4 protein-coding genes are annotated in these 15,627 nt (G+C 71.1%); all 4 read right to left on the reverse strand.

Going from position 1 to position 15,627, the window contains the following annotated elements:
- Positions 1–17 precede the first annotated feature (17 nt).
- From ACFQ6X_RS24475 to ACFQ6X_RS24490, 4 genes are read right to left on the reverse strand one after another with little or no spacing between them, the layout of a single operon-like run.
- The gene (locus tag ACFQ6X_RS24475) at positions 18–1,718 is read right to left on the reverse strand and encodes an ABC transporter ATP-binding protein (protein WP_383184533.1); all 1,701 of its coding nucleotides are present in this window, start codon (positions 1,716–1,718) and stop codon (positions 18–20) included.
- The gene (locus ACFQ6X_RS24480) at positions 1,705–12,645 is read right to left on the reverse strand and encodes an amino acid adenylation domain-containing protein (protein ID WP_383184497.1); all 10,941 of its coding nucleotides are present in this window, start codon (positions 12,643–12,645) and stop codon (positions 1,705–1,707) included. Before ACFQ6X_RS24480 ends, ACFQ6X_RS24475 begins: the two co-directional genes overlap by 14 nt.
- A 58-nt stretch (positions 12,646–12,703) precedes the next feature.
- A complete protein-coding gene (locus ACFQ6X_RS24485; RefSeq protein ID WP_383184498.1) occupies positions 12,704–14,491 on the reverse strand; it encodes an ABC transporter ATP-binding protein in 1,788 nt (595 codons plus the stop codon).
- 46 nt (positions 14,492–14,537) lie between these two features.
- Entirely contained in the window at positions 14,538–15,590 is a 1,053-nt protein-coding gene (locus ACFQ6X_RS24490) for an iron-siderophore ABC transporter substrate-binding protein (protein WP_383184499.1), read from the reverse strand.
- Between the last annotated feature and the right edge of the window lie 37 nt (positions 15,591–15,627).

The following is a 15,627-nucleotide window of genomic DNA, read 5'->3' on the forward strand; positions in this document are numbered from 1 at the left end:
ACGGGAGACCCGGCCGCTCAACGCGCCACGGCCAGGCAGTAGTCCTCGTCCGTGGCGAGCAGGTTGCGATGGGTGTCCTCGGCGGTGACGACCCCGTCGTCCAGGACGAGGACGCGGTCGGCGGCGTCCAGGAGCGCCGGGCTGCTGGTGAACACGACGGTGGTGCGGCCCCGGCGCATCTTCGCGATGTTCCGTGCGATGAGCTGTTCGGTGACCGCGTCGACGGCTGTCGTCGGATCGTGCAGAACCAGGATGTCGGAGTCCGCGGCCAGGGCGCGGGCCAGGGACAGCCGTTGGCGTTGCCCGCCGGAGAGGTTCGCGCCGCGGTCGCGGACGCCGTGGTCGAGTCCTTCGCGGTGGAGGGCGACCACATCGGTCAGCATGGACGCCTCGACCGCCTCGGGGACCATCGGGCTGGTGCCCGACGGGTCGATGTTCGTACGGAGGGTGCCCGCGAAGATCTCCCCGTCGTACGGGTTCACCAGCATGTGCTCACGGACCGCCTCGACCGACAGGTCCGCGATCTCGTGCCCGCTGACCCGTACGGCTCCCTCGTACGCGTGGGGCGGGACGTTCACGGCGAGGATCGACGCGAAGTCGGCCGCCGCGCGCGGCTGGTAGGCGGCGATGGCCACGAACTCGCCTGCCGAGACCCGGAACTTCAGCTTGCGCAGCGCCCCGTACCGGACGCAGTCGATCTCGAGGTCACCGCCCGCGGCCGGGCGCTCCGGACCCGGCGTCGTCACCGGCGGTGCGGCCAGTACCAGGGCCATCCGCTCGGCCGACGCGCGCGCCATCATCACGTACTTAGGCATCTCCGAGAACATCTTGAGCGGTTCCATGATGAACTGCGCAAGCCCCACGGCCATGACGAGCTCCCCGATGCTGATCTGCCCTTCGAACGCCAGCCATCCCGACGTCAGGGTCACAGCGGCGGCGAGGACCGCGTTGAGGGCCAGCGCGGTGCCGGCGTACGCACCGTTCACCTTGGCGACGGTGATCGCCTGGCGCTTCGCCTCCGTGCTGACCTTCCGGTAGGACAGGAACGCGGCGTGGTTGCCTCCGAAGCCGTGCAGCGGGCGCAGGCCGGTGATGAGGTCGGCGACCTTCGCCCCCGCCCGCGCCACCCGGGCCTGCTGTTCCTGGGTACTGGCGCCGATCCGCTTGGACATCACGCTCAGGACCGACAGGATCGCGACGGTTCCCACGATCACGAGAAGCCCGAGCCGGATGTCGGCCAGGCCCAGCGCGATCGCCGCGACCACCACCGCGACCAGCGAGCTGATCAGCAGGGGCACCACCTCGATGATGTCGGCGGTCTGGTCGGCGTCCTCGGTGGCGATGGTCAGCACCTCGCCGGACTTCAGGTCGACGTCCCTGGCCACCGGCTGGAGTCCGCAGGCCGCGACCCGCACCCGCCAGCGGTGTGCCTCGGTCGTGTTCGCCTGCTGCAGGACGCGCATCCCGAACCGCCACGACAGCGACACGGTCGTGATGATCACGGCCAGCGCGGCGATGGACAGGCCGAGGGAGCCGAGGCTCCGCTCCTGCAAGGAGTGTTCGACGATCAGACCGAGTGCGATGGGGAACGCGGTCTCGCCGGCCTGGTACATGCCCATGAGGACGGTGCCCCGGGTCATGGCGCCGACGTTGCGCCGCAGGGCGGTCCGAAGGATGTCGGCCCCCTGCCGGGGCCGCTGGGTGTCAGGAGTTGTCATCAAGGTGGCTGGCTATCGCTTCCGGGGTTCGCAGTTCGAGCAGGTCACGGATCGTGATCACGGGACCGTACTCCCGGCGGAGCAGCCCGATCAGCCGCACCGCCACCATGGAGTGTCCTCCGAGGGACACGAAGTCGCTCACCGCGCTCACTTCGTCATCGTCCAGGTCCAGTGCCTCGGCGAAGAACTCGCACACCACGGTCTCCGTCCCGGTCTCCGGGCCGCGCTCCCCCGCCGTGGTCAGCACACCCAGGGGCTTGGCCTCCGGGAGCGCCTTGGTGTCGGCCTTCCCGTTCACCGTCAGGGGGATGCTGTCGACCTGGGCGTAGTGCGTCGGGCGCAGGAAGTCGGGCAGTGCGGCGCCCACTTCGGCCGCGACCGCGGCCAGGTCCGCGTCACCGAGCACGAGGTAGGCGGCCAGCCGGTACGCTCCGTCGACCTCCGGGGCGGGCTGGGCGACGGCGGCGGCGAAACGCACCGCCGGGTGCGCCGCGAACGCGGCCTCCACCTCGCCCAGCTCCACCCGGTGCCCGCGGATCTTGACCTGCTGGTCGGTGCGCCCCAGGTACATCAGGTTCCCGTCGGGCCGCCGGACCACCAGGTCCCCGGTGCGGTACATGCGCTCGCCGGGTGCGCCGAACGGGCAGGCGACGAACCGGTGCGCGGTCTGGGCGGGCTGGCCGAGGTAGCCACGCGCGATGCCGATGCCCGACACGTACAGCTCACCGGGGACTCCGTCCGGCAGGGGCCGCAGCCACGGGTCGAGCACGTACACCTCGGTGTTGTCGATCGCCACGCCGACCACCGGGTCCTGGCATTCGAAGGTGCCGACGCCGAGGGTGTTGATGGTGTACTCGGTGGGGCCGTACAGGTTGTAGCCGACGGTCCCCTCGGTCTCGGCGAGTGTCTGCCACAGCCTCGGCGTGACGGCCTCTCCGCCCAGCAGCACCAGCGCGGGCCGGCGTTCGGGGTCGGCGAGCAGTCCCTCGGCCACCAGCTGCTGTGCGTAGGTCGGGGTCACGTTGATGACGTCGATGCCGTGCTCGACGCAGTACTCGACCAGACGGGGCGCGTCGCGGCGCAGTTCCTCGTCGCAGATGTGCACCTCGTGGCCGTCGGCGAGCCACAGCAGTTCCTCCCACGACATGTCGAAGGCGAACGACACGGTGTGGGCGATCCGGAAGACCCTGTCCCCGTGCTCCGCCAGCACCGGCTCGAAGATCCGGCGCTGATGGTTGATCAGCATGTTGGTGAGCCCGGCGTACTCGGTCACCACGCCCTTGGGCTTCCCGGTCGATCCGGAGGTGAAGATCGTGTACGCGGGATGCCGCAGGCGGTTCGGGGCGTCCGGCGCGAACGTCACGAACGGTTCGGCCTCGGGCAGGGGATGGTCGAGTTCGATCAGTTCGCCGGTCAGCCTGGGCGACACGGCGCTCACGGTGAGGATCACCTTCGGGCCGGCCTCCTCGACGATCGCGGCGATCCGCTCGTCCGGGTGGTCGAGTTCCAGGGGTACGTACGCGGCACCGACGCGCAGTACGGCGAACAGTGCCACGATCGAGTCGAGGGAGCGCGGGACCGCGAGGCCCACGGCCGTCTCCGGGCCGATGCCGCGCCCGGCGAGTACGCCCGCCAGTGCACGGCTGCGGTCCCGGAGCTGGGCGAAGGTCATGGTCGAGCCGTGTGCGACGAGGGCGACCCGCTGCGGGTCACGGTCCGCCGCCCGGTCGAACCGGTCGACGACGGTGTCCGTACCGACGTCCGTGCGCTCGGCGGGCTCGGGCTCGGTACCCGGACCGGGCAGTGCGCCGACCTGGCCGGTGGAACGGGCCAGGTCCTCGAGCACGCGCAGGTAGTCGTCGAGGAGACGACGGGCGTTGTCGGTGTCGCCGTCGCGGTGCTCCAGCTTGACGGTGAGCCGGTCGCCGGGCGTGACGACCCAGGTGAACGGGTAGTGCGTCGAGTCGTCGGCCTTCACCGAGGTGATGCCGTGCCGGGCGTTCATCTCTGCGAACGCGTCCATGTCCAGGAAGTTCTGAAGCACGAACAGGTTGTCGAACAGAGTGTCGTGCCCGCTGGCCCGCTGGATCTCGCCGAGTCCCAGGTGCTCGTGCTCCATCGCCGCGACCCTCGCCGCCTGGACGGCCGACAGGTACTCACCGACCGTGTCGTCCGGCCGTGCCCGCGTCCACATGGGCACGGTGTTGAGCAGCACGCCGACGATGTCGGACAGTCCCTCGCCCTCACGGCCGGAGACGGTCACGCCGAACACGGCGTCGCTCCGGCCCGTGTGCGCGCCCAGCAGGAGGCCGAACGCGCCGGTCAGCACCGAGTTCAGCGTGACGCCGTGCGCCCTGGCCGCTTCCCGCAGCAGTTCCGACTGTTCTGCGGACAGCTTGTGCACGAGTGCGCGCGGCAGGTCGTCCGTGAGGGGCGGGTTCGGTCCGGCGAGGAGCGTCGGGCCGGTGAGGCCGGCCAGGTGCTCCGCCCAGAAGCGTTCGGATACGGCGGGGTTCCGGGCGTCGAGTGTCCGGGCGTAGTCCTCGAATCCGGGCGTGACCGGGGTCGCGTCCAGCGGTTCGCCTGCGAGGACGGCCTGATAGGCGTCGAACAGGTCCCGCAGCAGGATCTCGCGGGACCAGCCGTCCCACAGCAGCAGGTGGTAGCTGAGCAGCAGACCGTCGCGGCCGTCGGGCAGACGGACCACGGTCAGCCGGACCATCGGCGGCTCGTCCGGGTCGAATCCGGTGTCACGGTCCCGGATGCGCAGCGCTTCCACGTCCGCGTCCGTCTCCGGACGGACCGTGCGGACATCGACCCGACGGCCCGCCTTGAGGACCTGGACCGGGTTTCCGTTGTCGTCGGTGGTGAAACCGGCGCCCACGACCGGGTGCCGCGCGATCACGTACGCCATCGCCTCGGCCAGTGCGTCGGTGTCCAGGCGCCGGTCGAAGGTGAAGTAGCTCTGCGCGACGTAGTGTCCGGCGTCGCCCGCCATCTGGGCCTGGAAGAACAGGCCCCTCTGGAGCGGGGTGACCGGTGCCGTGCGCTCGGCCGTCGCGGAGGCCTCGGCGATGCGCTGCAGTGCGCCCAGCCAGTGCACGGCGATCTCGTCGGGGATGCCGTCGGCGAGGGTGAACTCCGCGTGCAGGCTTCCGGTGGCGTCGTCGGTCCACGCGTTGACCTCGACGGCGTACGGGCTGCCCTGGTCCCCGCCGGTGATGTGCAGCGCCTGGGACTCGCTGCCCCGACCGAGGTAGTTGAACAGCACCTGCGGGCGGGCGTTCAGCAGGGGGGCCGTCTGCGGGTTGAGGTACCTGAGCCGGCCGTAGGCGACGTGGCCGCGCTCGTCCGGCTGGCGTTCGGCGAGTTCGCGCGCCGCCGCGACGGGGTCGGTGTGCGCCGTGAGCCGTACCGGGGCGATGGAGGTGAACCAGCCGACCGTACGGGTGTAGTCGTGGTGCTCCAGCGCGGGGACCCGGCCGTGCCGCTCCAGTTCGATCGCGAGATCGGTGGGCGAGGGCTGGACCTGTGTCAGCGCGGTCCGCAGCGCGCCGCACAGCAACTCGGTGAGACCGACACCCAGTACGGAGGGGGCGGTCCGCGTCACCCGGTCGCTCACGTCGGGGGCGAGCACGACGGTGGTCCTGTGCAGGCCCTCGACCGCGGGCAGCAGCGCCGGTGCCTGGAGCGTGGTGATCCAGTGCCCGAGGTCGTCGGTCGCGTGGGAGGACGCGGAGTTCAGCGCTTCGGCGTACTCGGCGTAGGACGTGGTGGGCGGTGCGAGCGGGGCCCCGCCCATGGCGGCGGCCAGGTCGTCCAGCAGGACGAGCCAGGACACCGAGTCGACGGCCATGTGGTGCACGGTGACCACCAGGGTCCGGCTCGCCGCGAGCCAGGAGAACGCGATCACTTCCCCGGACTCGGGGTCGAGGCGCCCGGCGGCTTCGTTCGCCGCGGCCGTCGCGTCGTCCGTGTCCGTGCGGGCCACGGTGACCTCACGGGCGGGTTCGGTGCGCAGGGCCCACACGCCGTGCTCGACGTGCAGCCGCAGGCGGAGGGCCGGGTGCGCGGCCACGACAGCGTTCGCGGCACGCTCGGCATCGGCGAACCCGGTGCCCTCGGCCGCCACCAGCGCCCTGGCCTGGGCGAACCGGGCGAGTGAGCCGCCCAGTTCCCGCTGGCGCAGGATGATCGGCGTCGGTGACAGCGGGCCGTCCTCGCGGCGGGCGGGCTCGGGAACCGCGGCCTGCGGCGTGCGTGTCTCCAGGTGCTCGGCGAGCGCGCGCGGTGTCTTGAGGAGGAACACGTCGCGTGGCGCGATCGGGAGTCCGAGCGCTCTGGCCCGGTTGATCACGGTGATGGCGACGATGCTGTCGCCCCCCGCCATGAAGAAGTCGGTGTCACCGTCCACGTCCGCGGAACCGGGCAGCGTCTCGGCGAAGATGCCGACCAGTGCGGCGAGTGCGGAGTCGCCCGCGACCGCGGGAGCGTCGCCCTGTGCGGCGCGTACGGAATCGCCCGCGGCCACCGGCGTGTCGTCCTGTGCGGCACGCTCGGCCAGGGCCTTGCGGTCCAGCTTGCCGTTGACCGTCAGCGGGAGGGCGTCGACCGGCAGCACCCGGCCCGGCACCATGTGCGCGGGAAGTTTCGCCGACAGCAGGCCGGTGAGGTCGCCGGGCACCCGTCCCACGACGTGCGCGACGAGGTGCTCGCCGCCGTCCGCGACGGTGACGGCCACATCGATCACGCCGTCGAGTTCCCGGATCGCGGCCTCCACCTCGCCGAGCTCGATACGGAATCCCTTGAGCTGCACCTGGTCGTCGGCGCGGCCGGCGAACTCCAGCTCGCCGTCGAGCGTGCGGAGCGCGAGGTCACCGGTGTGGTACATACGGGAGCCGTCGCCCGCGAACGGGTTCGCGACGAACCGGCCCGCGGTGAGTCCGTGCCTGCCCAGGTAGCCGAGGGACACCTGGTCGCCGGCGACGTAGATGGCGCCGACACGGCCCGGCGGTACCGGCCGGAGCCGGTCGTCGAGCAGGTAGGTGACCAGGCCCGGAATCGGACCGCCGATCGGGCTGACGTCCTCGCCGAAGTCCTCGTCGGTGAGCACCCGGTGGGTGACGTGGACGGTGGTCTCGGTGATGCCGTACATGTTGACCAGCTCGGGCGCACGGGTGCCGTGGCGGTCGACCCAGCCGCGCAGTCGCACGGGGTCGAGCGCTTCGCCGCCGAAGATGATCCGGCGCAGTGCGGTGGCCGGCCCGCCGGCGTGCCGGTCGGCCTCGATGAACCGGTAGAACGCCGACGGGGTCTGGTTGAGCACGGTCACTCCGCGCTCCTGGACGAGCCGGTGGAAGTCGACCGGGGAGCGGGTCAGGGCGTACTCCGGCACCAGCAGCTCTCCGCCGTGCACCAGCGCGCCCCACAGCTCCCAGACCGCGAAGTCGAAGGAGTACGAGTGGAACTGGACCCACACGTCCTGCGGGCCGAAGTCCATGCCGGGCCGGGTGTTCGCGAGCAGTGTCACCACGCTGGAGTGCGGGACGACGACACCCTTGGGCCTGCCGGTCGATCCGGACGTGTAGATCACGTACGCCGGGTCGTACCAGCCGGCCGCGGGCGCGGCGGTGTCGTGGGGCAGCTCGTGGGCCTGCGGCTGCTCGTCCCCCTGGACGAGCACGCGGGCCGACAGGCCCTCACGGGTCAGCAGTTCGGTGAAGCGGTCCCGCTGCTCACGGTCGACGAGAACGACCTGCGGAGCGGCGTCGGAGAGGATGTACTCCAGTCGTTCGTCCGGGTACGCCAGGTCGAGCGGCACGTACGCGCCGCCCGCGGAGACGATCGCGACGAGGGCGACGACCTGCTCCAGGGAACGGGGGACGGCGACGGCCACGCGCTTGCCCGGTCCGACGCCGGCCGCTCGCAGGGCCGAGGCCAGCTCGTTCTTCGCCGCCTCCAGTTCGCCGTAGGTCAGTGACCTGGTGCTGCCGTCGAGGGCGCACTGGGTGACGGCGGTGGCGGCGGGGTCGCGGTTCGCTGCGGCGTCGAACAGTGCGCCCAGGGTCGTCGGGGTGATCCGCGCGGGGCGTCGGGCGTCGTCGGGTGCCAGGTCGTCGACCGGGGCGTCGGGACGGGTCAGGAGGCCGGTGAGGGTCCGGGTGAAGGTGCTCAGGACGGCCCGGGCGCTCGTTGCGCGGAGCAGCTCACCGTCGTAGATCAGGTTGAAGCGCGGGCGGCCGTCGAGTGCGCGCTCCACCACCAGCGTCAACGGGTAGTGCGGGGCGCCCTCGTTCACGATGTCGGCGATGACCAGTTCGTCGTCGGGTCCCCGCAGAGCGTCCACGTCGGTCGCGACGTCGAACACCACCAGGGTGTCGAACCGGGCACCGGCGCCGGCCTGCCGGCCGATCCTCGCCAGCGAGACGTGCTGGTGCGGCAGCACCGCGCTCTGGTGTTCCCGTACGGAGGCGAGCAGGTCGCCCGCGGTGGTGGTGCCCTCCCACCGGGCGCGTACGGGGATCGTGTTGATGAACAGGCCCACCATGTCCCCGATGCCGGGCACATCCGCGTCGCGCCCGGACACCGTGGAACCGAACACCACGTCCCTGCCCTGCAGGATGCCGCCCAGCGTCAGGGCCCATGCGCTGTGCACGGCCACGCTGAGGGGCACGCCGGCCGAACGGGCTGCCGCGTCGATGTCGTCCGTCGGCTCCACGGCGATGTCGGTGAAGCGGTCGGAGGGGGTGTGCCCTTCGGCGACCAGTGAGGGGCCGGGCAGATCCGCGAGCTGGTCGTGCCAGACGCGGTCGCTCTCGTCGTCGTCGCGTCCGGCGAGCCAGTGCACGTAGTCGGCGAAGCCGCCGATCTGGTGCACGGTCCCCGGCCGGTGGTACTCGGCCAGCAGCGTACGAAGCATCGGCGGCACCGACCAGCCGTCGGCGATGATGTGGTGGACGGTCTGCACCAGCACGTTCCGGCCGGAGCCCGCGCGGACGAGCGTGTACCGCATCAGCGGGCCCGTGGCCAGGTCGAATCCGGCGCGGCGGTCCCGCTCGGCGTAGTCGCGGATCTCGGCGTCGGTGATGCCGGGGCGGTCCAGCGTGGTGAACGGCGCCTGGGCACCGCTCTCCAGCACGGAGACCACACGGCCGTCGGCGAGGGCCACGAACCTGGCGGCCAGGTTCGGGTACAGGGTGAGCAGCCGGGTGGCCGCCGCCGTGAGCCGGTCGGCGTCCACCTCGCCCTCCAGAGTCAGAAGCTGCTGCTCGACGTAGCTGCCCGAAGAGTCGTCGTCGAAGACCGAGTGGAAGTACAGGCCCTCCTGCAACGGGGTCAGCGGCAGGATGTCCCGCAGCTCCGGTCCGTCCAGGGTGTCGACGTCGCTCTGCGTGAGCGGCACGAGGCCGAAGTCACTGGGCGAGTGCCCGCCCTGGTCGAGTGCGGCCAGTCCGGCCAGGGCCACCCGCAGGTACTCGCCGACGGTCGTGATGTCCTCGTCGGTGAACATCCCGTCGGGCCAGGAGATGGTGGTGACCAGTTCGTACTCGCCGGTCGAGGCGGGTTCGGCGATCGCGTTGAACTCCAGGGGGCGCGGCAGGCGCATCCTCGGGTCGCGCTTCTCGCCCAACTGGCCGGTGGTGCCCGCGGGCTGCCAGTCTCCGGACGCGCCGGAGTCGAATCGTCCCAGGTAGTTGAACAGCACCTGGGGTGCGGGCGCGTCGAACCCGGTGTCGGCCAGGTAGCGCAGGGCACCGTAGGAAACGCCGTTGCTGGGCACCCTGGCGAGGTCTTCCTTGACCGCCTTGAGTGCTGCGGCCAGGTACTCGGGTGCCGTGAGGTCGGGTGCCGTGCCCGGGTCGACGGTCACCGGGAACAGGGTGGTGAACCAGCCCACGGTCCGCGACAGTTCCGGCTCGAAGCCGGCGGCGCCCGCCACGAACCGTCCTTCGCGCCCGTGGCCCTCGAGTTCGATGTGCGCGAACGTCTGGTCCTGCCCGAGGTCGCGGCGCCACCGGGCGAGGGAGACGGCGAGCGCGGTCAGCAGGACGTCGTTGACGCCCGCGTGGAACTTCGCGGGGATCTCGCCCAGCAGCGCGGCCGTGACCTCGGGGCCGACGGAGACGGTCCGGGTGCGCTCCTGGGCGACGGTGTCGCCTTCGGACAGCGCGCGCCTGCCCACGGGTGCGTCCACTCCCGGCAGGGGGCGCTCGAAGTAGGCACGGTCCGCGTCGAACTCCGCGCGGCCGAGCAGTTCGGTCCAGCGCCGGAACGACGTGCCCACCGGGGGCAGTTCGACCGGTTCGCCGGAGGAGACCTGGCGCCACGCCGTGGCCAGGTCCTCCATCAGGACCCGCCAGGACACGCCGTCGATCACCAGGTGGTGGACGACGACGACCAACTGGCGCGACTCCTGGCGCCAGACGGCTCGCAGCATCACGCCGTTGTCCGGGTCGAGCCCGTCGGTGGCGAGTTCGACGCACGCGTCGAGCGGACGGTCGCTCTCCTGCCACACCGCGGCCGCCGGGGACGCCTCGGGGATGTCGAAGCTCCAGCGCTCACCGCGCACCAGCCGGGCGCGCAGCATGTCGTGGCGTCCGACCACGGCGGTGAGGATCTCGTCCAGGGCGTCGGCGGTCAGGTCCGCCGGGGTGTTCAGGACCATCGACTGCACGAAGCCGTCGATGGCGTCGGTGGTCTCACCGAGCCACTGCACGATGGGCGATCCGACGACGGAACCGGTCCCCACGTCGCCGTGCTGCGCCGTGGACACGTCCTCGCGGCTCGCCACCGCCGCCAGCGCGCCCACGACACTGTGGGTGAAGATCTGACGTGCCGTGACGTACAGGCCCGCCTCGCGCAGCGCGCTCAGCAGGGAGATCGCCAGGATGCTGTCTCCGCCGAGCCGGAAGAAGTCCTGGTCGACGCCGACCTCGTCCAGCCGCAGCACTGCCGCGACCGTCTCGCACACCACGCGCTCGTTCTCGGTGGCGGGCGGGACGATGGTGCCGGTACCGATCACCGGCTCGGGCAGCGCCTTGCGGTCGAGCTTGCCGTTCGCGGTGAGCGGGAACTCCTTCATCACGACGGTGTGGGCGGGCACCATGTACTCCACCATGTGCTCGACGGCCCATGCCCGGACCTCGTCGGCGCGCAGGTCCTCGCTGCCGGCGGCCGGGATCACGTACCCGACGAGGTAGGTGCCGCCCGCCGTGTTCTTCTTGGCGACGACGCAGGTGTGCCGTACGCCGGGGTGCTCGGCGAGACCCGCCTCGACGTCCTCGATCTCCAGACGCATACCGCGGATCTTGACCTGGTTGTCGGCCCGGCCGAGGAAGTCCAGCGACCCGTCGGGGGCGTAGCGCGCGAGGTCTCCGGTCCGGTACAGCCGGGACCCGTCCCCCGCGAAGGGGTTCGCCACGAACCGGGACGCCGTCAGGCCGGCCGCGTTGACATAGCCGCGCCCCAGGAGGAATCCGCCCACGTACAGTTCGCCGCCGACTCCGACGGGGACGGGGCGCAGTTCGTCGTCGAGCACGTACAGCTGGGTGTTGGGGTTGGCCTTGCCGATCGATGTCGACAGGCGTTCCGCCTCGCCCCGGTAGATGACGTGGCTGACGCCGATGGTCGTCTCGGCCGGGCCGTAGCCGTGGTACATGGGGATGTCGAGCCGGGTACGGAAGCGCTCGTACAACTCCGGGGTCAGCACCTCGCCGCCGCACCACACGTGCCGCAGGCTGTCCAGCCGCCCGGAGTCGCCCGCGATCTCCAGCAGCACGTCCAGCATGGACGACACCAGGTACGTGAAGGTGACGCGGTGTTCGGCGATCACGCTCAGCAGGTGGTGCGGGTCGCGTTCGCCGCCGGGCCGCAGGACCACGAGCCTGCCGCCGGACACCAGCGGCAGGAAGATCTCGTTGATGGAGATGTCGAAGGACAGCGGGGCCTTGAAGAGTGACGCGTCGTCATGGCCGAAGCGCAGGATCTCTTCGACCTGCCACAGCAGGCGCTCGCTGATCGCTTCGTGCCGGATCATCGCGCCCTTGGGCCGCCCGGTGGAACCGGACGTGAAGATCACGTACGCCAGGGCGTCGCCGGGGACGGTGACCTCGGGTGCCGCGACGGGGAGGGAAGCGAACGTCCAGTCGCCGAGATCGACGGCGACGGCTTCCGGTTCACCCGGGTTGTGCTCGCCCGAGTCGTTGAGCTGCAGCACGACCCGGGCGTCCTCGATGACGACGGCGCGGCGTGCGGCGGGCCACTGCGGGTCCAGCGGCACGAACGCACAGCCTGCCTGGAGCACACCGAGCAGTCCGATCACCATGTCGGCGGAGCGGCCGAGCGATATACCGACGACCTGTTCGGCGGTGAGTCCGCGTCCGATCAGATGGTGGGCCAACTGCGCCGACAGTTCGGCGACCTGACGGTAGGTCAGTGACCGGTTCCCGTCGACGACGGCAACGGCGTCGGGCCTGACCCGCGCCTGCTCGCGGAACATCTCCACCATGGTCGGGCGGACCCGCTCGGCGTCGGTGTCGTTCCACGCGGCGAGGGCTTCGATCCGTGCTGCCGCACCGGACGGGCCGATGCTGCCGATGGGCCGGTCCGGGAAGTCGGCCAGGTCGTCCAGGGCGAGCTGGGCGTCGGCCCGCAGGACGCCTTCGGGAACGGTGATGCTCCTGCCGTCCGCCCCGACCTCCCAACCGACCGGCCCGGCGCCGCCGTTGTCGACCCACCCGAGAACATCCGCGAACAGGGTTCCCGGGGTGAGGTCGATGCCGTCGGGCCCCAGGCCGGTCGCCCAGTACGAGAGACCTATGGCGCACGCTTCGGCGATGGTCCTGTCGGAGCGGTTACCGGTCCGCCGGCGCACGTCGGCCAGGCTCGCGGGAGAAAGCAGTACGAGTCGAGCGTTCGGATCCATCATCGAAGACTCAGTGTCCCTTCCAAGGTATGGAAGTTAGGCTACCCTAAGTCAGGCTTGCCTAACTACCTTCACGCCAGGCCCGCCACAGTCGGGCATAGCGGCCGCCGAGGGCCACCAACTCCTCGTGCGTTCCCTGCTCCACCACGCGCCCGGCGTCCAGCACAGCTATCCGGTCCGCCGCCATCGCCTGGGTCAGCCGGTGCGCCACGAACAACGTGGTCCGGCCCGAGCACGCGGCCAGGACGGCCCGCTCCAGCTCTGCGGCGCCCTCGCTGCCCGCCTCCGCGGTCGACTCGTCGAGCACCACCACCGGGGCACGGCCCAACACCAGCCGTGCCAGGGCCACCTGGGCGACCTTGGTCACATCCAGGCGCTCCCCGCCCTCGCCGACCATGCTGTGCAGTCCGTCGGGCAGCGCCTCGACCCACCCGTCGGCACCGACGGTGCGCAACGCGCCCATCAGTTCCGCATCGGTCGCTTCCGGCGCGGCCAGCCGCAGATCGTCGGCGAGCGGACCGGAGAACACATGCGTCTCCTGCGTCAGGATGCTCACCAGGGCACGAGCCCCTGCCTCGTCCATACCGGCCAGGTCGCTCGACCCGATACGCACCGATCCGGCCTGCGGGGTCCCGATGCCCGCGATCAGCGCGGCCAGGGTCGACTTGCCCGCGCCCGTCGCCCCCACCAGGGCGAGCGAACCGCCTGCCGGGATCGTCAGGCTGACATCCCGTAGGACGGGATCCTCCGTATCGGGATAGGTGAACGTCAGTCCCTCCACCGTCACCGGGTACGGAACGGCCTTGGCCGGTGCGACGGTGGAGTCGCCCACCAGGCGGTCCTCCGCGGCCTCCCCGAGCACCCCGACCAGCCGGGTCAGGCTGGCGCCCGACTTCTGCGCCTCGTCGAAGGTGAACATGATGGCGCCCAGCGGCGTGAACAACCGGTGGAACATCAGCGGGGCCGCCGACACCTCGCCCAGGCTGGCCATGTCGGCCTCCAGCAGGGCGTACCCCACCACGAGGATGAGGACCAGGCCGATGAACTCGGCGCGGTTCTCCCGGCCGACGAACCGGCCGAAGAACCGGAACACCTCGATGCCGAGATCGCGCACCCGCCAGGACTCACTGGTGACCTTCTCGCGGAAGGCGCCCTCGAGGCGGTACGCCCGGACGGTGTCGATCCCGTTCAGGCCACTGATCAACGCCTGCGCACGGTCCGCCTGGGCGGCCCGTTGCTTGCGGTAGAGCGGGGCGGAGCGGGGGAGGTACCAGCGCAGGGCCAGCGCGTACGCGGGCAGTGCGCCGGCACCCGCGAGGCCGAGCCGCCAGTCCAGTCCGAACATGCCGGCCGTCGCGATGGCGACCAGCACCCCGGCCGAGAACACCGTGGGGATGGCCGTTCGGATGCCCCTGGACAGCACGGCCACATCGTCACCGACCCGGGAGAGCACGTCTCCCCGGCCGACCTGCTCGATGCGCGCGCTCGGCATCCCGAGCACCGCCCGGACAGCACCTTCCCGCAGCGTCGCGAGCAGATCCGCTCCCAGCCGCCCGATCAGGTACGTCGACGCCGCGGTGGCCGCCGCGCCGAACACCGCGGCGGCCACCATCAGCGCCCCGATCGTGACCAGGACCGAGCGGGACTCGCCTTCGACGACCCCGTCGACCACTTGGCCGAGCAGCAGCACCGGGAGTACCTGGAGCGCCGCCCCCGCCACCGTGGTGAACACGGTGGCGGAGGTCAGCCATGGCAACTCGCGGCAGTGCGCCGCCACCCATCGGGTGCCCTCACGTCCGGTCGCCGTGCGCAGGGTCGCCGGTGCGACGCGTGTATCGGTGACACTCACGCGTGGACCGATTCGGGCCGGGGGCTGGACAGGATGACCACCATCTCTACTCGACCGACTTGACGAGCTCGTCGACCCCGTACGGCATGGACAGCAGGGTGCCCTGGGACAGTGCCGCACCGACCGCCGGGCCCTCGCTGTCCAGCAGGTACGAGACCTTGCCGGCCTTGACCGCGGACAGGTTGTTGAACAGCTCGAACTTCTTCAGCGCTTCCGTGTCGGCCTTGTCGTTGATGACGACGATGCGGTCGACGTCGATCAGGTCGACGCGCTCCGGGGAGAGCGCGGTGGAGAACTCGCCGCCGGCGATCTTGTCGATCTCCGTCGCACCCTTGTAGCCGATGCCCGTCAGCAGCCGGCCGCGCACGTCGGTGGTGGTGAAGGCCGAGATCGAGTCCTTGTACCAGGACACCGCGACAGCGGTCTCCTTGCCGAACTGCGGGTGCGCCTCACGGGCGGCGTCGAGCTGGCCCTGGACGCTCTTGACCATCGCGGTGCCCTCGGCCTCCTTGCCGAGCGCCTTGGCGATGTGGACCGCGTTGTCCTGCCACGGCGCGCTGAAGAGCTCCTTCTCGCCCTTGGTGCGGCCCACCGTGGGAGCGATCTTCGAGAGCTTGTCGTAGGCGGCCTGGTCGACCTCGGAGTAGACCGCGAGGATCAGGTCCGGCCGCAGGGAGGCGATCTTCTCGAAGTTGGGGCCCGCGTCGCCGTTCTTCATGACGACCTCGGGGCGGGCGTCGCCCCACTTGTCCTTGACCCAGGGCCACTGGGTGTTGATGTCGGGGGACTGGCCCGCCGGGTTCGGGTACTGGTCGACCATGCCGACCGGCTTGATGCCGAAGGCCAGGACGGTCTGATCGTCCGTGTAGCCGACGGTGACGACCCGCTTGGGTGCCTTGTCGATCTTCGTGGATCCGAACGCGTGCTCCACGGTGACCGGGAACGCGCCGGAGGCTGCGGCCGGAGCCTTGTCGGTCTCCTTGTCCGCCGTGCCGGAACCACATCCGGCGAGAAGGCCGACGCCGAGCGTCGCGGCGGACACGACGGCCGCCAACCGCCGCCAGGACTTCGTAACCGTCGTCGTTCTATGGAGGAGCATCCGGAATCCCTTGCTTTCGCGCTGTCCGCGTGCCCCC

The organism is Streptomyces sp. NPDC056452, assembly GCF_042796085.1.
In the GTDB taxonomy this organism is placed as follows: domain Bacteria; phylum Actinomycetota; class Actinomycetes; order Streptomycetales; family Streptomycetaceae; genus Streptomyces.